Source organism: Bradyrhizobium sp. 6(2017), assembly GCF_011058295.2.
Classification (GTDB): Bacteria; Pseudomonadota; Alphaproteobacteria; order Rhizobiales; family Xanthobacteraceae; genus Bradyrhizobium; species Bradyrhizobium septentrionale.
Genome location: NZ_CP049289.2, coordinates 7,910,555 through 7,936,685, shown reverse-complemented (window position 1 = coordinate 7,936,685; position 26,131 = coordinate 7,910,555). Strand labels below are relative to the sequence as shown.

The window sequence follows — 26,131 nt, the reverse complement described above, 5'->3', positions numbered from 1 at the left end:
GGATCTGTAGCCGTCGTCGACGGGTTGGCGGTCGAACTCATGGGGCGGCGAGGGTTCTTCGCAGCCGCGTGATCGCGTCGGGCAGGCCGCGTACCCTCATGATCCGGCCGGTGGCATCGTAGTCCTCTGAGAGCACGCACGTATGCTCATACACGTCGCTGAGCAGCCCCTGCTTCGCGTAGGGCAGGACCAACTGGTCTTCCACCATTGCAGCTTCGAAGAAAGCGATGATTGTCTCGCGTAGCGAGGCTACGTCAGTGGACGACGTTGCGGAAAGCAGGATCGCGTCCGGGTGCTTTGCGTGGAGGGCGGCCCGGTCCGCCTCGCTGACGCGATCAATCTTGTTGAAAAGCAGACGCGACGGGACGGCTTCCGCGCCGATCTCACGCAGCACGCCGCGGCTCACCTCGAGCTGCGATTGGTACGCCGGATCGGACGCATCGACGACGAACAACAGCAGCGACGCTTCGAGCGCTTCGGCGAGCGTGGAACGGAATGACGCGACGAGATCGTGCGGCAGCTTCTTGATGAACCCGACGGTGTCCGAGACCAGCACGCGCGGGTTCATCTCGGGCTGCAGGGCGCGCACCGTCGTATCGAGCGTCGCGAACAGCTTGTCCGCGACCAGCACCTCGCTGCCCGTGAGCGCCTGCATGAGCGACGACTTCCCCGCGTTGGTGTAGCCGACCAGTGCGACCCGAAGCTGATCGCGGCGCGCGGACCGACGCTGGTCGCTGTCTCGCTGGATATCATCCAGCTGTTCCTTTAGTTCCGCGAGGCGATCGCGGATCTTGCGGCGATCAAGCTCGAGATCGGACTCGCCCGAGCCGGGCCCCTGCTGCCGTCCGCTGCCCGGCGCTTCCCGCAAGCGCGGCGACACGTACTTCAATCGCGCGATCTCGACCTGCACCTTCGCCTCGCGACTGTGTGCGTGACGATGGAAAATCTCGACGATCACGCCGGTCCGATCGAGCACCTGCGCGCCGGTCGCGCGCTCCAGGTTGCGGGCCTGGCCTGGGGAGATTTCATGATCGAAGATCACAAGCTCCGGCTTCGGCTGCACCTCAGGATCAGGCTCCGGCTGTCTGGCGTTCGGCTTCTTGCCGTCGCCGTCCTGAAAGCGTTCGCGGGCCTTCGACTTCCGCGGTACTGCCATCGATCCGACGACGCCCGTGCCACCGGTCATGACAGCGAGTTCCTCGAGCCGCCCCTTGCCGAGCACCGTCGCGCCGTCGATCTCGTCGCGCTTCTGCGATATCGTGCCAACGACCTCGTAACCGAGCGTGTTCACCAGACGGCCCAGTTCTTCGATGCTTGCGGCGTGCGCGACGTCATCGACGCCCGGAAGCTGGACGCCGACCAGGATCGCGCGCGGAATGGGCGGTTTGGTTTCCACGGTGCGGCGCTCGCCGGCAGCGTGCCAGGCTTCCGTTATTGCCATTTGGCATTCTCCTGTCCATGGCACCGCTGCGGTGGCACCTGGCGGTTTGCGCGAGACCCAGGCTGCGGCGGTCGTCTCTTGTGTCCGGCGGCCTGTGCCGGACTGAGCGTTGAACGTGCAGTGGTCGCTGCCGCGAGGCCTACTCACTCATGTTGATTTCAGGAATGCCGGTGGCTGCGATCAGTACCTGGAGTGAAGGTCTCCGCGCGCCGGTCTCGGTCTCGATGCGATCGAAGGGCCAGCGCGCCTGGGTTGGAACGACATGACACCATCTCGCTTGAGAAACAGTGGTAAACGACAGCGTCTGCAAGATAGGTAGAGCGACATAAAGAAACGAGACGGACGAAACGGCCACGATATAGTAATCGCGTGTCTTTTCCGAACCAGCCATTCCCGGCCCACGCGCAAAACTCCCTGGTCTTGCCGCGTCCACCTGATCTTCGGCACGCGCGTGTTGCCCTCAGTGTGTGTCGAGATCACACACCGAACGAGAGCCTCCGGGCCGTTCAACATGTCGCGACCGTTCGAACCGGTACAACGCCCGCTACGTCCAACGGACGTTGCCGGGCGGTTGTTGGAGACCAGAGATGACAGAGCAGCAATTCGAGACCGATGTGATGGCGCTGCTGCGCGCGCCACTTTCGGGGCCGGACGGGGCGCGGCGTCTGAATTCGCTGAAAGCGAGCTTTCAGGCGGTCGACGATCCGGCACTGGCCTTGAAGCTGTACGAACGTCTCTCCACGCCTGATGCGAGCGATGCGCTTGCCACCGCTTTCAACAATCGTGTGTCGCCGAGCGCACGGAACGATCTGCTCGCAATCCTGACGGCGGTGAAGGGGGCGGCGCCGAAGCCGGAGCCACGGAGCCAGCAATATCGACTGGTCGATGAAGACGCCAAGACCGTTCGCACGATAGCCCATTCCGATCCGGAATATCAGGAGCGCTTCGTCAACCATAACATCTCGAACGTCACCAGCGATCCGAATCCGAATACCTTCGAATTCCATACGATGGTCGTTTACTACGACGACGGACGAAAGCTCGAGCTTTCGCTCGACGACGTTCCGGTCCGGACCAGCATTCCCGGAATGCGACTGGTGCGGCTGAAGCCTTATGAGCCGCCGATCATCGATCATTACGTGCGGCGAAACGGCACCATCATCCCCATGAATGCCCGCGACGAGATGATGCTAAACGGATCGACCACGCCGGATCTGGTCGATTTCCGAACCACGATCGAATTCAACATCAAGCGCCGCCACGAGCTTCTCGAACTGGCGATGCTGACCAATACCTTCGCGGGCTACGTCGGCATGAATGTTTCCTTCCTGCACTTCAGCATGGCGACGGGCTCGGAGCCGGGCGGCCTGTTCGTGCAGGCGATGAAGCCCGGCCCACCGAAGAAGCCGGTTGGCGCACCACCGAGCGTCACCCCTCGCTTGCCGAAGCAATACAAGCAGGTGGGTGCGCGCGAGCTGCTGATATGGGAAAAGGAGGGAGGGCACCTTTTGGGACGACACAACGAGCACCTGACCGAGACGAAACTCCTGGAGAGGGTCGTCGGCGAGAAGAAGCTCGCGGTGCTACCATCGGAAACCAACGGTCAGCCGACAAATTTCAGTGTCTGGCGGGGTCAAGGCAAGACCAAGGCAGCGTCGAGGTGGCGCGATCAGGACACGATGGTGAAGGTGATCGGACAGATCATCCACGACAATATCGATGAGATCCGGACAACGACGGCCGGCGGCAAGGAGTGGGTCCGAGAAAACAAGGCCGTCGGTTACGAAACCGGAAGCGGGTGGCTCAAGAAGGTCTACAAAAACTCGAACGATCAGGTGCTCGACAAAGGCGTGTTCTGGGACGAGCACTTGAAGGGCGTGACCATCGTCATCAGGCCCAGGCAAAACCACGTTCCGACGGCTGAGGATCCAGAACCCTGGTTCGTCTACACGGCGTTTCCGGACCGCGTGCAGCATTAGGTCGTGAATCCATAGAGTGGGCAGGGCCAGCGCTGTAGGAATATGCGTCAAGCCTTGCGCGCATTGTGTGCCATCGATAGTCCATTGCGCGACTGGCTCACCTCTGCGAGTGAGTCTGGCCCAATCCAGGAAGGCTTAACTATGCTCACCGTCTATGGCGAAGGTCGTGGCTTCCGTGTTGTTTGGCTGCTTGAGGAATTGGGATTGGCTTATCGGCTGCGCCCGGTCGATCTGCTGGCAGCCGAGAAGGATCGCGATTTTCTCGCGATCAACCCCGCCGGCTTCATTCCCGCACTGCAGGACGGCGAGACGATCATGGTCGAATCGATCGCGATTCTTGAGTACCTGCTCGCCCGCCACGGCTCAGGCTCGCTTGCCGTCGCCCCGGACGATCCCGCCTTCGCTTCCTATCTGCAATTTCTCCACTTGGGCGAGGCCGGGCTCGCCGGGCCGATGAACGCCGTCATTGTAGGTCGCCAACTGGCGCCCGAAGCCGAGCGAGATGCCCGGGTTACTTGTTGGGCACTCGAGACCTTCGAGAGCCGGCTGGGGTTGGTTATCCGCCGCCTCGCGGATTGCCCCTATCTCGCCGGCGACCGCTTCACTGCTGCCGATATCTCGGTGAGCTACGCCCTCCTGCTCGGCCTGCGAACCGGCAACTACGTCCCCGGTTCTACCGAGCGGGACTATCTCGCCCGCACGACGGCACGCCCTGCCTACGTCCGGGCGATGGAAAGCTGCCAGGCCACCAAGGCTTGGGCGGCGAGATCACCGGGATTGTAGTGCTCGCTTCATCGGAGCGGCCAAGCGCCTGATTGAGTAGCTGCGAAAAGTTTCTTATGGGCATCTGCCAATTGGAGGTTTGGCTTCCAGCTTGCACTGAACTCCGATTTACGCGCGGCGCAATCGCCGGCGCCTCACATGGCGTTCCTGATCCTTGCTACAATTTCGGGCCGGTTGCTCTCGAGCCAGGCCACGGCGTCGGGTCCATCGACGACGCATGCGAAGGTTTCCCAGGTTGGGTCCTCCAGGGATTCCGGTTGCAGCCGCTTCGCGGCATACTCAACGAGGTCGTGCAAGCCTTCATAGCCTCGTCGGCGCTCGAGGGAATCTGCAATCGCCGTGCTGGCCCATCCTCGCTGGGCCAAATCGACAATGCTCGGAGCGTCAGCCTCGCTGAACCAGGGCGTGGCATCGAACTCGATGCAGCGGACGTTATCGGCGGTATGGCAAGTGGCGTGGATCATTGGAGTCCTCCGTTCGCCGGCTAACAGCCTGCGCTCTTAGGGTTTCACATCGCTGCCTCGCACGCCTCAGGCCTTGACCAGGTCCCCCAGCAGGTTCGCCGCCACCGTCAGCTTGGCGAGCGTCAGGCCGCTGGCCGCGATCTCCTCGACCGAGCGGCGGATGCGCGCAGCTTCCGGGTGCGCCGCGAGCCAGGTCTCGACAGCCTGCTGGCCGGACTGGCCGGTTGCCAGCATATCCGCGGCCAGCCTTCTTTCGGCGCCGGCGATCTGCTCGACGGCGCGGTCGATCGCCATCCGTTCGAAATAATCGTTTGCCGGAACGCTGCGCGCGGCGGCGACGATCCGGTCGAGACGGAAATTCGCCTCGGCGGCGAAGAAGGTCGCGGCGGCGTCGCCGATGGGGCGGCTGGTGCGCTCCGCAACCGTCACGATATCGGGCGCCGAGACCAGAGCGTCGAGATCGGCGAGTTCGCCGGCGAGGCCGGCGGGGACACCGGCGTCGGTGAGTTCCTGCCGCCGCTTGCCACGCGCGGCCTGCAAGTCCGGCGGCAGCGCGGTGTCGAGCCCGGCGACGATCTGGCGGATCCCCGGGCCGAAGCGCGCGACGACGGCCTCCAGTCCCTCCTTGAAATCGACATTGCGCACGTACCAGACCATGCGGGAGAGCAGCAGATCCTGCACAGAAGCGTAGAGCGACAGCTGCACCTGCCCATCGATGCAGGTATCGAGCGCGTCGATCGCGTCGCTGAGCCACTTCAGCCCGTAGCATTCATCGACCGCCACATAGGCCATGACGATGGTCGGGATATCGGCGTCCGTCTCGTCGATCAGGCGCACGACACAGGCCGGGCCGCCGCGGTTGATCACCGCATTGGCGAGGTTGGTCGCGATGATCTCGCGCCGCAGGCGGTGGAATTCGACCGCCGTGGGGTATTTGTCCTGAACCTCGCGCGGAAAATACTGCGATAGTTCCCGGGCAAGATAGGGATCGTCCGGCACGCTGGTGCCGAGCAGGTCATCGTAAAGCGTCAGCTTGGCGTAGGCGAGCAGCACGGCAAGCTCGGGCCGTGCGAGGGACTGGCCGCGGCGTGTGCGCTCGGTGAGCGCTGCGTCGTCGGGCAGGAACTCCACCGCACGGCTGAGCAAGCTGCGTTGCTCGAGCGACTGCATCAGGCGCGTGAGGAAGCCGGTCTCGGCCACGCCCTTGCGTTCGGCGAGCGAGAGCGCCAGCGACTGCAGATAGTTGTTGCGCAGCACCAGCGTGCCGACCTCGTCGGTCATCGCGGCCAGCAGGCTGTTGCGGTCAGCGGGGCTGAGGCGTCCCTCGCGCTCGAGGCGCGCCAGCGCGATCTTGATATTGACCTCGACGTCGGACGTGTTCACGCCGGCCGAGTTGTCGATGGCGTCGGTGTTGAGCTTGACGCCCTTCTGCGCCGCCTCGATGCGGCCGCGCTGGGTGACGCCGAGATTGGCGCCTTCGCCGATCACCCGGGCCCGCACGTCGCCGCCTGTGATGCGGATCGGATCGTTGGCGCGGTCGCCGGCCTGATCGTCGCTTTCCCCGGCGGAGCGGATATAGGTGCCGATGCCGCCAAACCACAAGAGATCCGCGCGCGCCTTCAGGATTGCCGTCATCACCTCGAAAGGCGTGGCTTGCGGCTTGTCGAGATCGAGCAGGGTGCGTATCTCCGGAGTGAGCGGGATCGCCTTGAGCTGGCGCGAGAACACGCCGCCGCCCGGCGAGATCAGCGACTTGTTGTAGTCCTGCCAGCTCGATCGCGGCAGGTCGAACAGGCGCTTGCGCTCGGCGAGGCTGATCGTAGGATCGGGCGAGGGATCGATGAAGATGTCGCGGTGATCGAAAGCCGCCACGAGCTTTGTCGCCGTCGAGAGCAGCATGCCATTGCCGAAAACGTCGCCGGACATGTCGCCAACGCCGACCGCGGTGAACGGCGTGGTCTGAATGTCGGTGCCGAGCTCGCGGAAGTGGCGCTTGACCGTCTCCCAGGCGCCGCGCGCCGTGATCCCCATCTTCTTGTGGTCGTAGCCCTGGCTGCCGCCGGACGCGAAGGCGTCGCCGAGCCAATGGTTCTTCTCGACCGAGATCGCGTTGGCGACGTCGGAGAAGGTGGCGGTGCCCTTGTCGGCGGCGACGACGAGGTAGGGGTCGTCGCCGTCATGGCGCACGGTGGATTCGGGCGGCACGACGATGTCGCCGTCGAGATTGTCGGTGAGCTCCAGCAGCGAGCGAACGAAGATGCGATAGGCCTCGGTGCCTTCCGCGAGCCAGGCGTCGCGGTTGGAAGGCGGCGGCAGGCGCTTGGGCACGAAGCCACCCTTGGCGCCGACCGGCACGATCACGGCGTTCTTGACCTGCTGCGCTTTCACGAGGCCGAGGATCTCGGTGCGGAAATCCTGCGGCCGGTCGGACCAGCGCAAGCCACCGCGCGCAACCTTTCCGAAGCGCAGGTGAATGCCTTCGACCCGAGGTGAGTAGACGAAGATCTCGTAGAGCGGTCGTGGTGCCGGCAGGTCGTCGATCCGGCGCGCGTCGAACTTGAAGGAGATCACCGGACGCGGATGTCCATCCTCGCCGATCTGCCACAGATTGGTGCGTATCGTCGCCTGCACCAGGTTGGTGAAGCGGCGCAGGATGCGGTCTTCGTCCAGCGAGGCGACGGATTTGAGCTGCTCCTCGACCTCGGCAAGCAGGGCCGTCTCGCGTGCCGAGCGCTCGGCATCGGTGGAGGCGAGGCGCGGATCGAGGCGGGTCTGGAACAGCGCGACGAGGCTGGCCGTGATCGCGGCGTTCTTGCGCAAGGTCTCCCACATGTAATCCTGGGTGAACGGCGCGCGGATCTGGTGCAGGTAGCGGGACAGCGCCCGGATGGTCGAGACTTCCCGCCAGCCCAGGGCGGTGCGCAGGATCAAGCCGTTGTATCCATCGGATTCGGCGTGATCGCGGACCACCGCCATGATCGAGGCTTCAAGGCGATGGCTGAATTCCGGGCTGATCGTGATCGGCTGGCCGTCGCTGGTCTCGATCGTCATCTCGTGGAGCCAAACCGGCGGAGGCGCCGGCGTGGCGCGCGGCGCGATCTGATAGGTGCGTTCGTTGACCACGCGCAGGCCGTGATTTTCGATCACGGGCACGCGGTAGGACAACGACAGGGGCGCGCCGTGCGAGAACACCTTCAGTCCGAAGTGCTTGGGATCGGCCTCGCTTTCGTCACGGTGAACCGAAATCGCCACGGGGCGGGTCGGCGTGAGCTTTTCGATGGTGGCGATATCGGTGATCGCCTGTTCCGCGCCGAACACCTCGGTATAGCCGCCGCTGAAGGCCTGGGCATATCGGGTGGTGAGCATGCGTGCCCGCATGCCATCGGTCGAGGCAGTGAGCGCGGCCTTCAGCTTGTCGGCCCAGGTCGCGGCAATGGCACTGATCCCGGCTTCGAGCGTGGCGCGTTCGACGACGGGAGTTTTGCCGTCATAGCGTCCGATGATGTAGTGGACGCGCACAAGCGCCCCTTCAGGGAATGAAACATAGGAGGCCGACAGCGTCCCCTTGTAGACCTGCGCCAGGAAGGCACCGACGCGCGTGCGGACGTCGGTGTCGTATTTGTCGCGCGGAATGAAGGTGAGGATGGAGACGAAGCGATCGAACTTGTCCACCCGCGCCAGCGCGCGGACGCGCGGACGCTCGTAGAGGATCAGGATCTCCATGACGAAATTGTAGAGCGTGTCGACGTCGACCTGGAACAATTCGTCACGCGGATATTCTTCGAGAATATGCATGAGCGCCTTGCCCGAATGGCTGTTCGGGTCGAAGCCGGCGCGTTGCAGCGCCCGCGTCACCTTGTGGCGGACATAAGGGATCTGCCGTGCCGAGCGGGTATAGGCGCCGGAGGTGAACAGGCCGACGACCCGCAATTCGCCCTCCAGCCGGCCGTCGGGCGTATAGAGCTTGATGCCGACATAATCCATGCGGATGCGACGATGAACGCGGCTGGAGACGTTGGCCTTGATGACGATGAGCAGGGTGGGGTCGTGCATGAACTCGCGTATTTCCGACGTCATCACCACCATTTCGCCGCCGCGGCGCAGGACCTTCGCATCCGGATCGCGGAGCACGCCGAGGCCTTTGCCGGTCGTGATGTCGTCGGACGCATCGCCGTCGGGCGAGAAGCGATATTCGCGCACGCCGAGGAAGGTGAAATTGTCCGCGCAGAGCCATTGCAGGAACTGGTTGGCCTCGGCGACCTCGTCGATCGGCAGCGGCGGCGGATTGGAAGAGAAGGTCTTGATCGCGTCCTCGACCCGGTCGCGCATGGCACGCCAGTCGGTGACGCAGGCGCGGACGTCGCTCAACGACCTGGTGAGGCCGTCGATCAGCTTCTGGCGATCGGCATCGGCGTCCAGGCGGGTGATGTGGAGATGAATCAGGCTTTCCCGCGTACCCTTCGCTCCCTCCGGCAGTGTTTCGCCGTGAAAGCGCAGGAGCTTGCCTTGATCATCGCGCTCCACCGCGAGGATCGGGTGAGCGACGAGGGTGACTTCGATGCCTTGCTCGGCCAACTCCGCCGTCGTGGAATCGAACAGGAAGGGCATGTTGTCGTTGAGAATCTCGAGCACGGAAATCTCGCGCCCGTCCGGCATCATCGGATTGACGACACGGATATCGGCGCTGCCCGCCGTACGCTGCTGCACGTGCTCCCAGGCTTGTTCCGCCAGGAAGGCCAGCGACAAGGCATCGTGATTGGCGAGGTCCTCGACATTGGTGTAGCCGAACAGAAGTTCGGCAAAGCTCCGGGGAGCCTTGCCCGGCTGCACGCTTCCCGCGGCATCGCGGATCAGGGTTGCACGGGCCTTATCGTCACGCCAAGCCATAATGTCCTCCATTTGCCGCGCCGTCCGACCGCAGTCGCGATCATCGGCTTGATTCTGGAGTGCATCGCTTCGAGCGCCACTGCCTTGATCGCGATCGAGCGCGTACGCGAATTCCCCGGTCTCAAAGCTTCGACTGCTGCCGACGACAATACTCCGATCCCAAAGCTATCCAAGGCGCATGCTGTCGTGAGACGTGCCGAGATGCCTGCTGCAGCGCGTGAGGCCGAAGTCGGCGCCGGCGGCTGCCGAATCATCGGGGAGGGAAAAATCACAAGCAATTTCAATTGAGTAAGAGTTTGCGGTTTTGTTCTGAGCGGCGCGCCAAAGATTGCCTGTCTATTGAAGTGCACCAAGTGGATCTAGCGATAGTCCTTGTTGTTGATCACCTTGCTGTCCTTGCCCTCATCGGCGCCGGTCGGCATGCATTCGACCTGCACGAGGTCGGGATAGATATCCCACGATCGCACCAGGATTTTCTTGCGGACACCGTAGGAGGTGATGATACAGCGGTTCAGCACCGGGCTGACGGCGGCTGCGACGTAGCCGGGATAAAACAGCGAACCATGATGGAGCACGCTCCAGAGTTCGTTGAACCAGGTCGCGCGCACCCGGAAGGTCACCGTGTTCTGGTCGGTGCAGGGCAGCGTCTCGCAACCGTAGACCTCGTGGACCTCCGGTCCCTCGGTTTGCGAACTCGAGAGGTTCTGGGAGTTGGACAGATATAGCTGCTCGTCGTGCCGGACGGTCGCAAGGTACCAGGGCAAGGTCGCGGTGACCGCCACTGCGCAGTAGACGACGTAGCAGACGGCGATCGTCGCGAGGATCATGATGCCGCCGCGCGCCTTGCTGAATTCCGGATCGCCATAAGCGTCCTTGGCGTAGACGCAGCGCGCCCAAAGCGCGCGGTAGCGGGCGAACGCCCAGCGCACGAAGCGGTAGAGCCGCCAGGTGACCGGAGCGATCAGCTTCAGGTAGATCCAGCCGCAGGAGCGGACGAACTGCGACCAGAACCGGCCGAGCATGCTCAGCTCCCGGTGGGCGCGCCCGAGGTCGGACTGGTCGTAGGACTTCTTGGCCTCATAGGCCTTGGTCTTGAACTCGGACAGCGTCTTGTCGATGCCGTGCAGCAACGCATCGGCGTCGTCATGCGGCTTTTCTGTCATGGCGGATCCAGGTCGACGTGAAATTGCGGCTCGTGGCATCGAAGCCGATGTCGAGCGTGCCGCTGAAGGCGGCGTCAGCCATCGTCTTCTCGACGATCATGGCCTCGATGCGTTTGATGCGGCCCGGCAGGCCGCGGGCTCCGATCTCGGGCGAGTAGGTCTTGTCGCAGAACTCCCGCAGCTGCGCCTCGGGGAAGCGTACCTCGATCGATTGTGCCGCGTAGAAGGCGTTGATGCGCGAGATTTCGCGGAACACGATCTTCTCGATCGTGTCCATGTTGAGCTTGTGGAACAGGATGATGTTCTCGCGTCCCTCGAAGCGGTTCAGGAATTCGGTTCGGAAGGCCTTCTTCAGGTCGCGGATGGTGAGCTCGTAGGCCTCATCCTGGCTCAGATCGCCGGGACCGGTGCCGACCCGCAGCGCATGCTCCGCGCCGATGTTGGTGGTCATCGGCATCACCACGTCGCCGAACTCGACCTTGCGGCCCAGATTGTCGCGGCAGCGCCCGTCGTCGAGGATGTTGAGGCAGATGTTGAAGATGTCGGGGTGAGCTTTCTCGATCTCGTCCCACAGCATGACCTGATACGGATTGGCCCGCACCGAATTGGTCATCTCGCCGCCGGCCGAGAAGCCGTCGTAGCCCGGAGGCGCGCCGATCAGCTTGGTGACGTCGTTCTTCTCCATGAACTCGCCCATGTCGTAGCGGTTCAGCGTCTTGTCGGTGTCGAACAGGGCTTCCGCCAAGCCCTTGGCGACCTCGGTCTTGCCGACGCCGCTGGCGCCGCAGAACAGGAACGGCAGCGGCTTGTCGGTGCGCCGCCCGCGCCGCCAGACCTTGACCGCACGATCGACATGATCGATCACCGCATCCTGACCGAACACGCGCCGCTTCAGCGAGCCGTGCAGATTGAGCAGCTTGACGGCGTCGTTCTGCTTGAGCTTGGAGGCGTCGATACCGGAGATCAGCGAGAATTCGTCGATCACCATGTCTGCGGTGAACAGCAGCCGATCGTTGATCTGCTTGGTGACGGCCTTGTATTTCACCCGATTTTCATCGACGGCCGCCTGGGTCTGCGCAATGTCGCCGCGCAGCTTGAGAATCTCTGGCGTTGCATAGCCGGACGCCCTGGCGATCAGATCGAAGTCGGCATCGCCGGCGGAGGCCTTGCCGGCGGGATCGTCGAGGTGACGCTTCTTCTCGTCTTCCTCGAGGCTGCGCAGCTGGGCCTCCATGTGTGCGATCGACTTCTCGCCCTCGCGTTGCGCCGCGTAGTAGCCCTTGATCTTGGCCTGGTATTCGGCGAACTCGGCCTTGTGGCGGGCGATGGCGGCGCGCACGGTGGCGGCCTTTTCCTCGTTTCCGGAGGACGGCCCGCTGGCCATCAGACGCGCGAGCTCCGCCTCAAGCTCCGCGAGCAGCGGCGGCGTCGAGTGCGCCCGCAGCAGGTAGCGCGCCATGCCACGATCGAGCAGCGTGCGGGTGCGCGCGGGCTGCGCCGCGGAGAGGCCGGTGTCGAGCGAACGGTACTTGCTCGACATGTCGATGGCGGCCTTGACCGCAGCCGGATCGATCCGGACCTCGTAGCTCTCCTCGAGATCCCCAGCGCCGTGCAGCGCAATCTCCTCGAGTTCAGCGCCGACCGGCTCGGTCAGATCCATCAGCGTGAAATGATCGCGGAAGTCGGAATGACACTTGAGCACCTGGGTCAGGTCGGCCTCGCGCACCTCGAGGAAGACCTGCGTCTTCTTCGTCTTCACCATCGACGTCAACGCGTTGACGATGTGCATCAGCCCGCTGTTGCGCAGCGCATCGATCAGATCGAGCGTATCCTCGACGATCAGAACGCTGTCCGGGGTGCGGTTGAGGGTCGCAAATATCGCCTTGAACTGCTTGACGATGGCGTCGTTGTCGCCGAGGCCGAACAGGCCGTCGGTGTCGAGCCAGAACAGCCGCTTGTTGACGATGTCGAACGGCGCGTCGGGGTCGACCTTGCGCGCCTGCAGCGCCAGCGCCAGCGTGGTGATGCCGACACCGCTCGGACCGGAGACGATCACGCTGTTGGCTTCCATCCGCGTCAGGATGGTGCACAATTCCTCGAACTTCTCCGTGCAGCCAACCAGCTTGAAGTTCTTCCGGTTGGCGAGCGCCTCGCTGCCGGTGATCAGGAAGTTGTCGGCCATTTCAGATTTCCATCGGTCAGGCTTGGAAGTGGGAAGGCCGGACCGGCAGCGCCGGTCCGGGGGCGGGGCTCAGATCTGCCCGAACGTGATTTCCTTGTCGTCGACCGGCTTCGCTGCCGCTGAGGCGGCCGGCGCGCCGGGATCCTTGGCATCCATGCCGATGCTCTCCTGCAGCCGCGCACGTACGGTGGCGGTGACATCGCTGAGCTCTCCGAGCCGGCTCTGGATGTTGGAGAGCCCGTCCTCCCGCAGCTTGTTGGCGGCCTGCAGCGATTCGGCGATGTTCGACATCGACTCGACCTTCTCCATGATCCGCTTGGAGGCCTCGTCGACCTGCAGCGCCTGGCGGATGACCTCCTTGTTGGCGACGTCGTCGGTCACCGCGTTCATCGCCCGCATCGAATCGCGCACGCTCTCCGAGGCCTCGTTGAGCGCCGAGTTGTTGAGCGCCTGGATGGTGGTGTTCAGGCTGGTGGCGACACTGGCGATGCCGTCGCTGGAGAGTTCGCGCAGATTGACATTCTGCTTGCCGAGGGCGTCGTGGAAGGTATTGGCGTCGACCGCGTCCTTCTCGAGATCGGCCACGGTCTTCTTGGTGCTCCGCCCGCTGTCCAGCAGGGTGGTGACGTGGCGCTCGAAATCGTTCTTCTTGCGCTCGCGCTCGAGACGGGCAAGGGTGTCCTCGCCCGCCGGGGCGGTCGACAGCGCCTGCACCTTCTCCCTGTTCGCGGCGCTGGCGAGGTCGATGCCCTTGTCGAGAATCGCGACCACCGTGATCATCTGCGAGTTGATCTTGACGAGCTTGTCGGCCTGCCCCTCGATCCCTCCGAGTTCGTCGCGCAGCTCCGAGACCGAGACCTGCGACTTGTCGATGTAGCCGAGCGCCGCCTTGATGATGCCCTCGACGCGCTTGACGTGCTCGGGACCGGAGATGTCGAGCATCTTGCGGACCTGGTCCTTTTCGGCCTTGAACTTGCCCTGCTTGGCGTCGTGCTCGGCCTTCTCCGTGATGATCGCCAGCGCCTTGTCGCGGCAGGCCTTCAGGCCCTCCATCCGCTTGGCGATCAGGAGCTCCTTGGCGGCGATTTCGGCCTGCGCGGATTTCTTGATGCCGCCGAACAGGCCGGTTTGCGTCTTCAGCTTGGCGATGTCGCGATCGAGCATCTCCTTGTCGGAGTTGACCTGCCGCGTTTCGGATTCGATCTCCGAGGTACGGCGGTCCCAATCAGCCTCGCGCTTGCGATCCTCCTCGATCTCCGCGAAGGTATCCAGCACGACATTGTCGCCGGCGGTGCGCAGCGTGTAGAGCGCATCCAGATTGTCGACCAGCGGCCGGATCATCTCGCGGAAGTCGAGAACGCCCTTGTTCATGTCGGCAAACGTCTGCTTCATCTTGGCGAAGACGGTCGTCGACGACAGCTCGATCAGCTTGCGCTGCATCAGCGTGCGCTGCTGCGCCAGATATTCCTTGTAGGCCTCGAGCTGCTTGATCGACGCCTTGCACTCCTCGGCGAGATCAGGCGAGAGCAGGGCTCCGACCTGGCGGCTGCGCTCCTCTGGAGCTGCTTCGGGATTGAAGACGATCTTCGCCACCGGATTGGCGGTGATGTCGACAGGCGCGGCCTGTGTCGCCTGCTTCGGCGCCATCCGTGCCTTGACGGCCTCGTTGACCGCGGTCGATTCCGCGAGTTTCGGGGATTGTGAGGTGGACATGCAGTCGTCTCCTGGTCTGGCGACTCCGAGGGAGCCGCATGGGCGGCGCAGGCGTCCAGGCCGCGTCGCGGGAAATCGTCCTTAGGCGGTCAACATGAGAAATCCGGCTGGTGCGGAACCTAGATGCGAGTCCTTTGTCGCACAACCACAGGGCGGTTCAATTCGAACCGTGAGCCAAACGAAGTCGCGACATTCTTTATGCATCGTTCAGCGTTGCTGTGTGTTTCAGCTCGGAAGGAAGCTCATTGCTTTATTTTTCGGTGGCTGTTTGTCGCTTCGTGGCCGGTCTGGTTCGAATTAAGTCTTCGGGTGCCGGTTTCCGGATCGATGTGAAGCGTCCTTTGCATTAGTCGCTCGATGTGCGGCTTTGGTTGACGCCCGCAAGGCTCGCACGGCGATTTGAATTCGAAGCCGTCGTGACGCCAGTAATCCGCACGCCTGCAAAGCTAACTATTTGAATTGGCTTCTGAAATATCCCTCGTCCTTGACCGATGCTTGCAGCTGGGGAGCTCGGGCAGGCTCCGGATCTGATAAGTCACGGCGTAAAGGATTGTGTAGCAATCTCAATTACATATCGGTTCGCGATTTTATTCTGAGCGGCGCGCCATTTGTTTCGCCCCGCCCGCGCGCTTCAAGCAGACGCCGCCAACGGGTGGGAGCCGCGCCGCTCCAGCGCTCGAACGCCCGGCTGAAGTGGGCGGGGTCGTCATAACCGAGCACCGACGCAATGTCGCCGATCGATCGGTCTGTCTGGCACAGCAGTCTCACCGCACGTCGCTGCAGCGCGTTTCGCAGCAGGTCGCTGTAGCTCAGTCCGACCTCGCTGAGCCTGCGCTGCAGGGGTCGTCTTGTGAGTCCCGACCGGTTTCCGATGTGCGAAAGGGTCGGACGCCGATCGAGCAGTTCCAGTTCGATCAGCACGGAAACACGGCCCGGCAGGTCCTCCGGATCCGGCAGGTCGAAAATGCGTGCGAGCTCACTCGCGGTCAGCCCATCGCCTTGTCCGAGATTTGGATTGACGGCCGTCAACAGCCGCCGATCGAACACGATCGCGCTGGCGGCGTCACCAACAGCAGTATCGGTACACGTCAACTCGTCGATCTGACATCGCAGCCGGTTTGGCAGGTCGCCAAAGACGATCCGGCTCGGTAGCCAGCAGGCGCCGGCAAAATGCCTGACCACAGCGATCATGTACCAGATGGCGAGCATCTCGTTCTGCCGGCGTCCGTCGCGCGCAGGGTCGGTCAATTCATACGACCAGTGAATTTCGCTGCCATGACGGCGGACGACCAGCTGGGTAGCGTTTTGCAGCATGTGCGGCAGGCTGGTTCCTGCGCGGTGGATCGCCTCGAGCAGGGTCGGGGCCTGGGCCACCCATCTGCCGAAAATTCCGAGGCCCGCCATCGACGTCTGGCGACCAAGCCGGACCGCAAAGACTTCGTCGTGCAATTCACGCGAGGTCACCATCAACAGCCGGAAGTGATCGCGCAGTGGCAACAGCGTGTCCGGCGCCTCCAGCAATCCGAGGGGAAGATCGGCGCGGCGGAAGACCCGCTCGATCGATCCACCGGCCGCCGTCACGACATCGGCAATCGGACCAAGCGTGCTCGCGCGCGTGTAACCAGTCTGGTGCATCTGCCCTCACGCGCCAAACAGGCTGCCATTTCGGCACATCATGGCAGGCTGAATTCGCAGCGAAAGCATAGCATTCGAAACCCCATCGATGAAACACGGCCAAACGCCGGCGTCGACCGGGACAAGGGAGGAATGCATGTGCTTTGCTTGCTTTGGCTTGTCGTCCGCGGCCGGCCGTATCGGGAAAATTTCCCGACGTGATGTGATGTTGCGTGCATCGGCGCTCGGTCTGGTGCTGCCCTTTGCCGGGCCTGCGTTGCGGACGGCGCAAGCGGCCGAGCAGGGCGGTCCGGCTCCGGCGGATTTGGTGGGCGGGATCAAGGATATCATTGCGAAGGCGAGTTCACCGGAACTGGTTGCCTACAAGGCTTTCGAGATCAACGGCACCGATCTGCCTTGGACCGATCTTGGTCTCGACGCGGCGCAGGGCCAACAGGTGACGTTCCTCCTGAGCGGTCGGATGTGGCTGTCGCGCGAACACGATCTCTGGTTCGGTCCCGGCCTGGTCTTCCACGCGCGCACGCGCGGGCTCCGGCCGATCTACAATCCGATGCTGGACACCGGGACCATGACGGCCTCCCACGATGGACGGATCGAGGTGGCGCGTTCGGCCGCGGAATGGGCCAGTGAGGACGGGGTGCTGGCGACGCCGGAAGACGTCTACAAGCAGGCGGATGTCAAGATGACCGGCATCGCTCTGCTGTGGCGCGCCGATGCCGGCGTGGGCGTCAAGAGTCTCCTGGCGCATGGCGACGTGGGCGGTCTGCTCAAGTCCGAGCTTGCGCGTCTCGAGCGTGGCGGCAAGCTGCCGCCAGGCTGGTCGAACCTGCTCGGTTTTGGAGGTGGCCAGGAAGTCTTCAGCCAGGGTGCGGACGGCGAGATCGTCTGCGACACCACGGGCCACGTCAGTATCATCGAGCGGCCGCTGTCGCTTCCGTTGACCTCTCGTCCGCGGCTCGCATGGCGCTGGAAGATCGATCAATTGCCAACCGCCGTCGCGGAAGACCAGGCTGCGACCCACGACTATCTTTCGATCGGCGTGAAGTTCGAAGACGGGCAGGATCTGACCTACATCTGGAGCGAACATTTGCCTGAAGGCAAGGTCTTCCGCTGCCCGTTGCCCGGCTGGAATGTGATCGAGACGCATATGATCGTCCGTTCCGGGAAGGCGGACCTCGGAACCTGGCAAGCGCAGGAACGCGACATCGCAGCAGACTACGCCGCCCATATCGGTGGATCGGCGAAGGCCATCGCGAAAATCTGGCTGCTGGCCGTGGCGCCGTTCCAACGCCGCCACGGCGCGTGTCGCTATGCCGATATCAAGGTCACCACCGGCGACAACGCTGTGCACAAGGTCTAGAGCGTTTTCGAGCGAAGTGGATACCGGTTCGCGTGAAGAAAACGCGTCAAAACAAGAATCTAGAGCCCCGTTCCGATTCAATCGGAACGGGCTCTAGCGCGAGACGCGATTTGCCGGGGAGTGTTTGTTTCCCCATGGCTTCAAATCAGTATGGCTTCAAATCAGTCCTTGCAGCAGGTTCCGGCAAGGCTGGGTCTGCATGGTCAGTATTTCGGACGGTGTGACTTCGCCCATTCGCGAGCATGTAGAATGGGTTCACGCGGCGGCATGATCGCCCGCAGCTTGAGTGTTGCCGGAAGGTTCTCCATGCGCTCGCGCCAGCGGCAGAACGACGGATATTTCGGGTACATCGCCCGGCCTTCTTCCGTCAGGCTGAAGGCGAAAGTGCTCGGAAGCAGGTAGAAATCCGCGATCGAGAGTTCCGAACCGAGCAGGTAGTTTTCGCCGTGCTCAAGCTCGCGCTCCACCATGCCAAGCGCGAGCTCGACCTTGGGCAGCGCATGGGCCACGACTTTCTCGTCTGAGGCGATGCCAAGCTCCGGAAAGACCACCCGTTCGTGCGTCACGTGATGGATCATGTAGGGATAGTAGTAGGCGTTGACCGCACTGATCCACTGGTTCATGCGCGCCCGCGCGCGAACGTCGTGCGGCGTAAGCTTTGGCCCCTCGAAGGTTTCATCGACATAAGAGGCGATCGCGCTGGTCTCGTAGACGATGAAATCGCCGTGCCGCAGGATCGGGACGCGGTTGAACGGGTGCAACGCCAGGTGCTCGCGCTGTCCCATCACCGGTTCAAGGTTATGAAAGCCGTAAGGCACGTCCTTGTGGGTCAGGATCAGGCGAACGATGTTGACAAAGGTGCTTCGCGGGAAGCCGTAGACGATCGGGTCTGCCATCTGTTTTCTCGTTGGTTGAATCGCTTATCGCCAGAACGGTTTGGCTGCTTCTTCCAGGGCCTGCTCGCGGGTCAGGCCGATGTCTGCGAGCAGGTGTTTGTCTTCCGCAAGCTCGCGGAGCGCGCCGCGAAGGCTGCGCCGGGCCGCCCAGCCTGACCATCCGTGCCATCCAATAGCCGGGCCCGGTCCGAAATCGAATTGATGAAGTCGGGTGGGAGGATCGTCCGCTGGATTGGACGGAAGCGACAACGGATCAGTGATCAAGGCTGACATCGACAAGCTCCAAATCTTGTGAAACTCTGCGTTGGAGCATTCCAGTAATGTCAGCGGGCGGTTGACGGCAAAGCATCGTTTCTCTTGCCTGCCCTAGTTTTTCTCATGAAGTCGTTGCGATGCGCCCACGCCTGCCATCCCTCAATGCGCTGAAGGTTTTCGAGGCCGCGGCGCGGCATGAAAGCTTCACCCGCGCCGCCGAGGAGCTGTGCGTCACGCAGGGCGCGGTGAGCCATCAGGTCAAGGCGCTCGAGGCCGAGCTTGCGATCAAGCTGTTCAATCGCGAGCGCCAGCGCCTGATCATCACCGAGGCGGGCAGGGACTACCTGACCGTCGTTCGCGATGCGCTGGACCGCATCGCGGTCGGCACCGAGCGGCTGTTGCAGCGGCAGAATGCCGGCGTGCTCACCGTCAGCACCTCGCCGGACTTTGCCGCCAAATGGCTCGTGCACCGGCTGGGCCACTTTGCCGAGGCGCACCCCGGCATCGATCTTCGCGTGTCCGCGACGCTTCATCACGTCGACTTCGCGCGAGAGGAAGTCGACCTTGCTGTGCGGCATGGTGACGGCAATTGGCCGGGGCACGACACCGTCAAGCTCAGCGCCGAGCAGCTCTTCGCGGTGTGCAGTCCAAAACTGCTCTCGGGACGGCGGCGGCTCGGCAAGCCGGCCGATATCCTCAAATATCCGCTGATCCATATGGACAGCCGGACCGATTGGTCGAGGTGGTTGCAGGCGGCCGGCGTCGACGACACCAACGTCATCCACGGCCCGGTGCTCAATCGGGCCAGCATGGTGATCGACGCGGCGATCAACGGCCAGGGGATCGCACTTGCAAGGACGACGTTGGCGGCGTGGGACTTGATCAATGGACGGCTGGTGCGGCCTTTTCCGGAGGCGCTGCGGTTGTCGAAGACCTACTGGATCATGTGCCCGAAGGCGACGGCGGCGTTGCCGAAGATCGTGACGTTCCGCGATTGGCTTTTGGCGGAGGCCTCAACGGATCAGCGGCAGCTCAAGAAACTCGGCTGGTCGCTGGATCCGCTCAGGGAGAGCGGCGACTGAAGCCGTGCCGTCGGGCGCCAGGCCTATCCGGCGACAGCCGTGACCTGGAGACCGATGTCGCTCGCTGCCGGGCGCAGCGGCGTGCTCGAGCGGCTCAGCGCGGATTTGATCGACAACCGGTTCAAGACCATCGTCGAAAGACGAGGCTGGCGTTGACGCCGCCGAATCCGAAGCCGTTCGAGATCGCGTGTTCGATGGCCATCGGCCGCGCAACGTTCGCGACCAGGTCGATGCCCTGCGCAGCCGGATCGGCGTTTTCCAGATTGAGTGTGGGTGGGGCGACCTGATCGCGCAGCGCCAGAATTGTGAAGATGGCCTCGACGCCGCCTGCCGCGCCAAGCAGATGTCCCGTTGCCGACTTGGTTGCGCTGACGGCAATCCCTCCCTCGCGCCCGAACACGCGCTTGATGGCCTCCAGTTCGCTGAGATCGCCGACCGGAGTGGATGTCGAATGCGCGTTGACATGCTGGACCTGGTCGGGCCGCAACCCGGCCTGCCGGAGTGCCGCCTCCATGGCGCGTCGGGCGCCGTCGCCATCTTCCGGGCCTGCGGTGATGTGATAGGCGTCCGCCGTCGTGCCGTAGCCGATGATCTCCGCGATCGGCTTCGCGCCGCGCCGCACGGCATGGTCGAGCTCCTCGATGACAAGCACACCTGCGCCTTCGCCCATGACGAAGCCGTCGCGGTCGCGGTCGAACGGCCGCGACGCCCGCGCGGGCGTGTCGTTGAAGGACGTCGAAAGCGCCCGCGCGGCCGCAAAGCCGCCAAGGCTCACGGGATCGATGCAGGCCTCCGCGCCGCCGCAGATCGCAATTTCGGCTTCGCCGGATCTGATCAAGCGCGCTGCATCGCCGATGGCTTGAACGCTCGCCGCGCAAGCGGTCACCGGCGCGCCGATCGGACCCTTGAAGCCGTATCGGATGGTGATGTGCCCGGCTGCGAGATTTGCCAGAAAGGAGGGAATGGTGAATGGCGACAGCCGACGCAGGCCGCTCCTTTCCGCCGTGCGCACGGCCTCCGCAATCGCGGGAAACCCGCCTATACCGGATGCAATCACCGTGGCGGTGCGCTCCTGCGCGTGAGCCTCGGCCGGCATCCAGCCGGCCTGCGCCACGGCTTCCGCCGCGGCGAGCAGCGCGAACAGGATGAACCGGTCCATCTTCTTCTGGTCCTTGCGCGGGGCGGCGGAATCGGGATCGAAGCCGCCCTCCGAATCCTCGGCCTTATCAGGAACCTGTCCTGCGACGCGCGCCGGGAGAGCCGCCGCCCACTCCGGCAAAGCCGTCAACCCGGACTGCCCCGCGAGCAGCCGCGACCAGACCAGTTCGGTGCCACAGCCCAGCGGGGACACCATCCCCAGGCCCGTCACAACAATTCGACGCATGGTTCTCCTGTCGCGCCCTTCCTGCGAACCGGCATGGCCGGGACTCGAAGCTGCCTTGGGCGCTTTTATATATGATGGTTATCATCTATTATCTTGACCGGCTGGGCGTCAAGGTGGCGGTTCCGCCCTGTACACGAAGGTCTTTCGCAAGCGCCTGCGCGAGTTCGCCGCGGCGATGGGCGCGCGTCACCCCGCCGTGCTCGGCGACGCCCTTCTGTTGCTCATCGAAGGCATTTACGTCACCGGCCAGCAGTCGGAAGAGAGGCCGGCGCAGTCGGCGTTCACGGTGGCGAAGCTGTTGATCGATGCGAGCGCGGCGAAGCCGTGAGTGGATGAAGGCCCGATGACCAGCGGCAAAGCCGATGGGCCCGCAAAACACGGGCAAATAAGACCAACCCTACGTGCGCCTTAAGAAGGTCTAATGCATTAATTTTGCTGAACTAACTTCGAGGTACCCGCCAGTCGCGCGTTGTGGAAGCAATTGTCGGAATCGCCCCCTCAGCGAGCAGCGTTTAAGATTCGGCTGGCTAGACTATATAAGTAGCCATGCTCACACGCCCCGACCGCCTGTCCTTGTTGCCTGAGAATGTGCTCGGCCTGTCGACGGCGCGGCGCGATTGGAACGGCGTGCGCGTTGCTCTCAACGAATTCCGCTGCGCGGGCCGGGTGTCTCACCATCTTCGACACGAGAATGAAACCCGCCTCAATATTCTTCTGGAAGAGACCGGAGCCCCGTGCGAGCCTCGTCTCCGAGAGAACCAGCCTTGCCCGGTCGGCTATGTGCCGCGGCAGTTACTCTTCGCGCCCGCCGGCACGGAAATATGGGGCTTCTGCGCCGATGCTCGCTTCGTGCGGGACGCCACGTTGAGCTTTGATCTCGCGGTGCTGAGCGAGCAGCTGGGTACCCGGTTCAACGCCGATGCAATCGAAGCGCCTCGGCTGCGTTTTTCCGATGATCGCATCTGGACCCTGACGAAGCTGCTCTCTGACGCGGTGAACGATCCCGACCCATCGGCGCAGCTTTATGGTGACGGGCTGACGACCGCGATTGCAGCGCTGCTTATCGCCGATGCGCCAGCGCCTGCCACGAGCACGAAGGGTCTGGCACCCTGGCAGCTTCGACGCACCGTCGACTATCTCGACGCCCATTTGCCCGAGCGTGTTGATCTCGCGCATCTGGCAGCGCTGGTCAATCTTTCGCCCGCGCATTTTAGCCGCGCGTTCAAGGCGTCAACCGGGATGGCCCCTTATCGCTGGCAGCTCGATGCGCGCGTCCGGCGTGCGCAGGCTCTCCTGATCGACAGCCACGCCTCGCTCAACGAGGTGGCAGAGGCAACGGGCTTTGCCGATGCGGTTCATTTCGGGCGAACGTTCCGGAAACTCACCGGCACGACACCGGCAGTATGGCGGCGCGACCGCAAGAACTGACCGCCATCCTGTAGCAGTTTCAGACTGTGAATCGCAGAATCGAACAGTGCGTTCCCTTAGGCGGAACGACACTATCGCCGCAACCGGATCGGCGAACGACATCGCGTTGAGCGATTGACGAGGCACGCCCTTCCGAAAATTCCCAACTCCGGAGGGCGGAAGATGAGCACGGCACCCATCGACTATGACGGCCTCATGCAGGCAAATCTCGCGCATGTGTTCGGCGAGCGCGACGCCTCTCGCAGAATGAAAGCCATCTCGGAACTCTATGCTGGCGATGCGACACTCTTTGAACCACCGGATGCCTCAGCGACGGGTCATGCCGCCATCAATAAGGCGGTGGATGAACTGCTGGCAAACCTGCCAGCCAATTTCGCTTTCACGGCGATTGGCCCTGCCGTTGGTCACCACGGCATGGGACGGCTGCGCTGGAAGTCCGGTCCGCCGAACGGTCCCGCAGCCGTGACGGGCACCGATGTCGCGCAAATTGAACGCGGTCAAATCAAGACCCTTCATGTCTTTCTGGACCAGCCCCTGAGCCATCACCTGCGCATCTGTTAAAGGAGTTCCTATGCCTGCCAAAACCGGCCTCGACGCCTTGCTTCGTCCCGAAGACAGCATTCTCGTGCTGATCGACCATCAGCCCTACCAGTTCACGAACCTGAATAGTCACGAGCCGACGATGATCATAAACAACGTCATCGGCCTCGCGAAGACCGCCAAAGTCTTCAACGTGCCGACGATCCTCACCACGGTGATCGAGGAGCGCGGCGGCTATGTCATCAAGGGGCTTCAGGATGTCTTCCCCGAGCAGAAGCCGATCAACCGCACCTTCATCAATACTTGGGAAGACCCGAACGTTACCAACATCGTGAAGAAGAGTGGGCGAAAGCAACTCGTTCTTGCCGCGCTTTACACTGAGATTTGCTTGGCCATGCCTGCGATACAGGCGCTCGGCGAGGGGTATGACGTGTTCATCGTCACCGACGCTTCGGGCGGCGTCTCGCTGGAAGCCCATGACATGGCCGTGCGCCGCATGGTTCAAGCGGGTGCCGTGCCGATCACCTGGCTTGCCGTGCTCGGCGAATGGCAGCGCGATTGGGCGCGTGAGAAAACCGCTGCTGGCGTCGCAGGCGTCGTTCTTGAACATGGTGGCGGCAGCGCTGTTGCGCTGGCTTGGGAACTCCAGCTTCTCGAAACCCACGTGAAGTAAGGGTCCAAACGTGTCCACCCCGATCCGTATCGGCTATTGCTTGTCGCTGACCGGCCCAGTTGCGGGCAACAGCCGGTCGGCGCAGCTTGCTCATGAGATTTGGCGGGAGGATATCAACCGCCGGGGCGGATTGCTTCGTAGACCCGTCGAACTCATCTGCTACGACGACTACGCCGATGCGTCGCTCGTTCCCGGCCTCTACAAGCAGTTGATGGACGAGGACAAGGTCGATCTCGTCATCGGCGGTTACGGCACCAACACGATATTGCCAGCAATGCCGCTCATCATGGAGCGGCAGCGGTTCTTCGTTGGTCTGATGGGCCTCGGCGTTAACAACGCGCTCGCCTATCCCAACTACTTCGCGATGATCCCAACCGGGCCGGATCCGAACGCCGCGTTGACCGAGGGATTTTTCGAGCTTGGCGCGGCGCAGATGCCTCGACCATTGACCGTAGCGTTGGTCTCGGCTGATGCGGAATTCTCCCGCAACCCCATCCTTGGCGCAAAAGCCAATGCGGCCAAGCACGGCTTCCGTGTCGTCCATGAAGCGACTTACCCGCTGACGACGGAGAATTTCACGCCCGTCATCGACGCCGTTGCCAAGAGCGACTGCGACCTTCTGTTTCTCTGTTCATACCTCGATGACTCGATCGGCCTCGTGCGCGCCATCCACGCGCACGCGTTTCGCCCAAAGATGGTCGGCGCTGGCATGATCGGCCCACAGAACACAGTGGTGAAGACCACGCTCGGCCCGTTGCTCAACGGTTTCGTGAACTACGAATACTGGCAACCGGTTCCCAAGATGATGTTCCCCGGGGTTCAGCGATTCCTGAATACCTACCAGGCGCGAGCTGGCGGCGCGGGTGTCGATCCCTTGGGCCATTACATGGCGCCGCTCGCTTACGCCCAGATGCAGGTAGTAGCGCAGGCTGTCGAAGCGGCCGGTGGTTTCGACGATATCAGGCTCTCGGCCTACGCACGGAGTGCGACCTTCGACACGGTCATGGGGGACGTCCAATTCGGCCGGAAGGGTGAATGGCCGCATCCGCGCGTGCTCCAAGTCCAGTTCCAAGGAATATCGGGCCACGACGTTGAGCAATTCCGGAATGGATCGAGGCAAATTGTAGTATCGCCATCCGGCTTCACCTCCGGACGGCTTCGTTTCCCTTATGCTGACAGTTTTTGAGAGTGCACCGTAACCGCAACTAATCACTTCATCCCTCCAACAGCCTCCGCGCCTCACCCAACAACGCCCGAATCTGCCTTCGCTCGGCGATAGCATCTCTGCTGAACCGGCCGTGCTTGCGCGCGTTCCGGTTTGCCCTTGGTGCGCCGGATCCCGGTGCGCCGCCGTGCATGCGGCAGCGCGTCTTGCCGTGCACCGCCGGCGCGCGGCACGCACCACTGGTGCGGGTTTTGGCGCCACAGCGCGGGCTCGCCAGCATCGGGCCGGTGGTTCTGATGTGATCGCTCATGCCTGTGCGTCCTGCCTGGCATCGGCGGAATCATGCCGTCGCCTGGCGCCCGCGGGCCTCAGTGCCCGCGCCGCGGATGCCGGGGTCTTGTCTGATACGATCACGCTGGCGTGCTGGGTGACGTTGCCGACGATGGCGTTGCCGCCGTCCTCCACCTTCACGTTCTGCACGGTGATGGCGGGCTCGCCATGGCTCCGGTAGCGGTTCAGCGCCTCGATCTGGGCGGGAAACGTGCGGGCGAGCCTGCCCAACGCGCGCGCGGCGCTGTCGTGCTGGGCGAGGTCGTCAGCATGCGCGAGGTGTTGCGCGCATCGCATCGCCATCACGTGAACCGAAACCATCTGCGCCACCAGCATGGCCTCGACGGAATCCCGTGGGCGAATGCTCTTCACCATCGAGATCATGAAAGCGAGGTTGACCTCGCAGGCCTTGCCGCCGTTCACGCTGGCCTTGACCAATTGCCGCAGGATGCCCTCCATCGCGTCGCGATCGGCGACCCCCAGTGCGTTCGCCATGAGCTGTTCGCCGAGCTTCGGGTCAGGGTGGTCGATGGAGAATCCACGCGGCGAGAGTTTTATCCGCGGCGTTGCGGCAGCGTGGGTCTGGTCGGCTACGGCGACCATCGTCGGCCCGGTGATTTCAGGTGCAGTCGTCATGTCGATAGTCCCTGGCACGCGCGCGGCAAGCGCGCAGGCGATCGCTCGCTGCGGCAGCCGGTGCAATTTCAATTGTGGGGGAGGATTTTCGGCCGCAATCGCAGCCGGCGAGCCCGCTATTGGGAGGCGAGGGGG

Annotated in this window: 23 protein-coding genes; 10 read left to right on the top strand and 13 right to left on the bottom strand. The window is 63.2% G+C overall.

Features of this window, described 5'->3' with window-relative positions; genetic code table 11:
* Nucleotides 1-37: 37 nt before the first annotated feature.
* Together hflX and G6P99_RS37685 are read right to left on the bottom strand one after the other, a co-directional pair.
* The gene (gene hflX, locus G6P99_RS37690; RefSeq protein ID WP_084518823.1) at nucleotides 38-1,441 is read right to left on the bottom strand and encodes a GTPase HflX; all 1,404 of its coding nucleotides are present in this window, start codon (nucleotides 1,439-1,441) and stop codon (nucleotides 38-40) included.
* A 139-nt stretch (nucleotides 1,442-1,580) separates the two neighbouring features.
* Complete coding sequence (locus G6P99_RS37685; RefSeq protein WP_029085054.1) at nucleotides 1,581-1,832, bottom strand: hypothetical protein; 252 nt, start codon at nucleotides 1,830-1,832, stop codon at nucleotides 1,581-1,583.
* Between the two features lie 226 nt (nucleotides 1,833-2,058).
* Here G6P99_RS37685 and G6P99_RS37680 point away from each other — a divergent pair, with 226 nt between their 5' ends.
* Both G6P99_RS37680 and G6P99_RS37675 read left to right on the top strand, forming a co-directional pair.
* Nucleotides 2,059-3,420 carry a hypothetical protein gene (locus G6P99_RS37680; protein WP_165125755.1) on the top strand — a complete coding sequence of 454 codons (1,362 nt, stop codon included), beginning with the start codon at nucleotides 2,059-2,061 and terminating at the stop codon, nucleotides 3,418-3,420.
* A 141-nt stretch (nucleotides 3,421-3,561) separates the two neighbouring features.
* The gene (locus G6P99_RS37675) at nucleotides 3,562-4,203 is read left to right on the top strand and encodes a glutathione S-transferase family protein (protein WP_165123366.1); all 642 of its coding nucleotides are present in this window, start codon (nucleotides 3,562-3,564) and stop codon (nucleotides 4,201-4,203) included.
* A gap of 134 nt (nucleotides 4,204-4,337) precedes the next feature.
* On the opposite strand, the gene G6P99_RS37670 is transcribed toward G6P99_RS37675, so the two are convergent.
* Nucleotides 4,338-4,667 (bottom strand): hypothetical protein, encoded by a 330-nt coding sequence (locus G6P99_RS37670; protein ID WP_029080428.1) that lies wholly within the window; start codon nucleotides 4,665-4,667, stop codon nucleotides 4,338-4,340.
* A gap of 66 nt (nucleotides 4,668-4,733) precedes the next feature.
* Entirely contained in the window at nucleotides 4,734-9,566 is a 4,833-nt protein-coding gene (locus G6P99_RS37665) for an NAD-glutamate dehydrogenase (protein ID WP_165125752.1), read from the bottom strand.
* Here G6P99_RS37665 and G6P99_RS37660 point away from each other — a divergent pair, their 5' ends adjacent.
* A complete protein-coding gene (locus G6P99_RS37660) occupies nucleotides 9,567-9,842 on the top strand; it encodes a hypothetical protein (protein WP_029080426.1) in 276 nt (91 codons plus the stop codon).
* A 71-nt stretch (nucleotides 9,843-9,913) separates the two neighbouring features.
* Here G6P99_RS37660 and G6P99_RS37655 read toward each other — a convergent pair whose 3' ends face one another.
* From G6P99_RS37655 to G6P99_RS37640, 4 genes are all read right to left on the bottom strand, one after another.
* Entirely contained in the window at nucleotides 9,914-10,717 is an 804-nt protein-coding gene (locus G6P99_RS37655) for a hypothetical protein (protein ID WP_029080425.1), read from the bottom strand.
* A complete protein-coding gene (locus G6P99_RS37650; protein WP_029080424.1) occupies nucleotides 10,698-12,899 on the bottom strand; it encodes an AAA family ATPase in 2,202 nt (733 codons plus the stop codon). Before G6P99_RS37650 ends, G6P99_RS37655 begins: the two co-directional genes overlap by 20 nt.
* A 69-nt stretch (nucleotides 12,900-12,968) precedes the next feature.
* On the bottom strand, nucleotides 12,969-14,612 hold the full coding sequence (locus G6P99_RS37645; protein ID WP_029080423.1) for a hypothetical protein: 1,644 nt from the start codon (nucleotides 14,610-14,612) through the stop codon (nucleotides 12,969-12,971).
* 567 nt (nucleotides 14,613-15,179) lie between these two features.
* Nucleotides 15,180-16,247 (bottom strand): helix-turn-helix domain-containing protein, encoded by a 1,068-nt coding sequence (locus G6P99_RS37640; RefSeq protein ID WP_165125749.1) that lies wholly within the window; start codon nucleotides 16,245-16,247, stop codon nucleotides 15,180-15,182.
* 205 nt (nucleotides 16,248-16,452) lie between these two features.
* On the opposite strand from G6P99_RS37640, the gene G6P99_RS37635 reads away from it, so the two are divergent.
* Nucleotides 16,453-17,607, top strand: coding sequence for a DUF3047 domain-containing protein (locus G6P99_RS37635; protein ID WP_245284634.1), 1,155 nt, complete (start codon nucleotides 16,453-16,455; stop codon nucleotides 17,605-17,607).
* A gap of 203 nt (nucleotides 17,608-17,810) precedes the next feature.
* Here G6P99_RS37635 and G6P99_RS37630 read toward each other — a convergent pair whose 3' ends face one another.
* Entirely contained in the window at nucleotides 17,811-18,503 is a 693-nt protein-coding gene (locus G6P99_RS37630) for a glutathione S-transferase family protein (RefSeq protein ID WP_029080421.1), read from the bottom strand.
* Between the two features lie 24 nt (nucleotides 18,504-18,527).
* A complete protein-coding gene (locus tag G6P99_RS37625; RefSeq protein ID WP_084518420.1) occupies nucleotides 18,528-18,776 on the bottom strand; it encodes a DUF1127 domain-containing protein in 249 nt (82 codons plus the stop codon).
* Nucleotides 18,777-18,895: 119 nt separating this feature from the next.
* On the opposite strand from G6P99_RS37625, the gene G6P99_RS37620 reads away from it, so the two are divergent.
* Entirely contained in the window at nucleotides 18,896-19,840 is a 945-nt protein-coding gene (locus tag G6P99_RS37620) for a transcriptional regulator GcvA (protein WP_029080420.1), read from the top strand.
* Between the two features lie 121 nt (nucleotides 19,841-19,961).
* On the opposite strand, the gene fabF is transcribed toward G6P99_RS37620, so the two are convergent.
* Complete coding sequence (gene fabF / locus G6P99_RS37615) at nucleotides 19,962-21,224, bottom strand: beta-ketoacyl-ACP synthase II (protein WP_029080419.1); 1,263 nt, start codon at nucleotides 21,222-21,224, stop codon at nucleotides 19,962-19,964.
* Between the two features lie 175 nt (nucleotides 21,225-21,399).
* On the opposite strand from fabF, the gene G6P99_RS37610 reads away from it, so the two are divergent.
* The 5 genes from G6P99_RS37610 (at nucleotide 21,400) to G6P99_RS37590 (ending at nucleotide 25,051) form a co-directional block, all read left to right on the top strand.
* Nucleotides 21,400-21,552, top strand: a complete 153-nt coding sequence (locus G6P99_RS37610; protein WP_165125746.1) for a hypothetical protein — start codon at nucleotides 21,400-21,402, stop codon at nucleotides 21,550-21,552.
* Between the two features lie 218 nt (nucleotides 21,553-21,770).
* Nucleotides 21,771-22,652, top strand: coding sequence for a helix-turn-helix domain-containing protein (locus G6P99_RS37605; protein WP_165125743.1), 882 nt, complete (start codon nucleotides 21,771-21,773; stop codon nucleotides 22,650-22,652).
* 162 nt (nucleotides 22,653-22,814) lie between these two features.
* Nucleotides 22,815-23,213 (top strand): nuclear transport factor 2 family protein, encoded by a 399-nt coding sequence (locus G6P99_RS37600; protein ID WP_165125740.1) that lies wholly within the window; start codon nucleotides 22,815-22,817, stop codon nucleotides 23,211-23,213.
* A 10-nt stretch (nucleotides 23,214-23,223) separates the two neighbouring features.
* Nucleotides 23,224-23,865: a hydrolase gene (locus G6P99_RS37595; RefSeq protein WP_029080416.1), complete on the top strand. Its 642-nt coding sequence runs from the start codon at nucleotides 23,224-23,226 to the stop codon at nucleotides 23,863-23,865.
* A 10-nt stretch (nucleotides 23,866-23,875) separates the two neighbouring features.
* Nucleotides 23,876-25,051: an amino acid ABC transporter substrate-binding protein gene (locus G6P99_RS37590; protein WP_165125737.1), complete on the top strand. Its 1,176-nt coding sequence runs from the start codon at nucleotides 23,876-23,878 to the stop codon at nucleotides 25,049-25,051.
* A 28-nt stretch (nucleotides 25,052-25,079) separates the two neighbouring features.
* Here G6P99_RS37590 and G6P99_RS37585 read toward each other — a convergent pair whose 3' ends face one another.
* Nucleotides 25,080-25,310 (bottom strand): HGGxSTG domain-containing protein, encoded by a 231-nt coding sequence (locus tag G6P99_RS37585; RefSeq protein WP_305728188.1) that lies wholly within the window; start codon nucleotides 25,308-25,310, stop codon nucleotides 25,080-25,082.
* A 26-nt stretch (nucleotides 25,311-25,336) separates the two neighbouring features.
* Entirely contained in the window at nucleotides 25,337-25,996 is a 660-nt protein-coding gene (locus G6P99_RS37580) for a hypothetical protein (protein WP_029080414.1), read from the bottom strand.
* Nucleotides 25,997-26,131 lie beyond the last annotated feature (135 nt).

Excerpts from the sequence above, each read along its gene's own strand:
- G6P99_RS37625 (WP_084518420.1), bottom strand. The coding sequence starts at position 18,776 with ATGTCAGCCTTGATCACTGATCCGTTGTCGCTTCCGTCCAATCCAGCG.
- G6P99_RS37675 (WP_165123366.1), top strand. The coding sequence starts at position 3,562 with ATGCTCACCGTCTATGGCGAAGGTCGTGGCTTCCGTGTTGTTTGGCTG.
- hflX (WP_084518823.1), bottom strand. The coding sequence starts at position 1,441 with ATGGCAATAACGGAAGCCTGGCACGCTGCCGGCGAGCGCCGCACCGTG.
- G6P99_RS37580 (WP_029080414.1), bottom strand. The coding sequence starts at position 25,996 with ATGACGACTGCACCTGAAATCACCGGGCCGACGATGGTCGCCGTAGCC.
- G6P99_RS37610 (WP_165125746.1), top strand. The coding sequence starts at position 21,400 with ATGGGCGCGCGTCACCCCGCCGTGCTCGGCGACGCCCTTCTGTTGCTC.
- G6P99_RS37640 (WP_165125749.1), bottom strand. The coding sequence starts at position 16,247 with ATGCACCAGACTGGTTACACGCGCGCGAGCACGCTTGGTCCGATTGCC.
- G6P99_RS37585 (WP_305728188.1), bottom strand. The coding sequence starts at position 25,310 with ATGCTGGCGAGCCCGCGCTGTGGCGCCAAAACCCGCACCAGTGGTGCG.
- G6P99_RS37680 (WP_165125755.1), top strand. The coding sequence starts at position 2,059 with ATGGCGCTGCTGCGCGCGCCACTTTCGGGGCCGGACGGGGCGCGGCGT.
- G6P99_RS37600 (WP_165125740.1), top strand. The coding sequence starts at position 22,815 with ATGAGCACGGCACCCATCGACTATGACGGCCTCATGCAGGCAAATCTC.
- G6P99_RS37620 (WP_029080420.1), top strand. The coding sequence starts at position 18,896 with ATGCGCCCACGCCTGCCATCCCTCAATGCGCTGAAGGTTTTCGAGGCC.
- G6P99_RS37670 (WP_029080428.1), bottom strand. The coding sequence starts at position 4,667 with ATGATCCACGCCACTTGCCATACCGCCGATAACGTCCGCTGCATCGAG.
- G6P99_RS37630 (WP_029080421.1), bottom strand. The coding sequence starts at position 18,503 with ATGGCAGACCCGATCGTCTACGGCTTCCCGCGAAGCACCTTTGTCAAC.
- G6P99_RS37650 (WP_029080424.1), bottom strand. The coding sequence starts at position 12,899 with ATGGCCGACAACTTCCTGATCACCGGCAGCGAGGCGCTCGCCAACCGG.
- fabF (WP_029080419.1), bottom strand. The coding sequence starts at position 21,224 with ATGCGTCGAATTGTTGTGACGGGCCTGGGGATGGTGTCCCCGCTGGGC.
- G6P99_RS37685 (WP_029085054.1), bottom strand. The coding sequence starts at position 1,832 with ATGGCTGGTTCGGAAAAGACACGCGATTACTATATCGTGGCCGTTTCG.
- G6P99_RS37645 (WP_029080423.1), bottom strand. The coding sequence starts at position 14,612 with ATGTCCACCTCACAATCCCCGAAACTCGCGGAATCGACCGCGGTCAAC.
- G6P99_RS37655 (WP_029080425.1), bottom strand. The coding sequence starts at position 10,717 with ATGACAGAAAAGCCGCATGACGACGCCGATGCGTTGCTGCACGGCATC.
- G6P99_RS37595 (WP_029080416.1), top strand. The coding sequence starts at position 23,224 with ATGCCTGCCAAAACCGGCCTCGACGCCTTGCTTCGTCCCGAAGACAGC.
- G6P99_RS37635 (WP_245284634.1), top strand. The coding sequence starts at position 16,453 with ATGTTGCGTGCATCGGCGCTCGGTCTGGTGCTGCCCTTTGCCGGGCCT.
- G6P99_RS37665 (WP_165125752.1), bottom strand. The coding sequence starts at position 9,566 with ATGGAGGACATTATGGCTTGGCGTGACGATAAGGCCCGTGCAACCCTG.
- G6P99_RS37605 (WP_165125743.1), top strand. The coding sequence starts at position 21,771 with ATGCTCACACGCCCCGACCGCCTGTCCTTGTTGCCTGAGAATGTGCTC.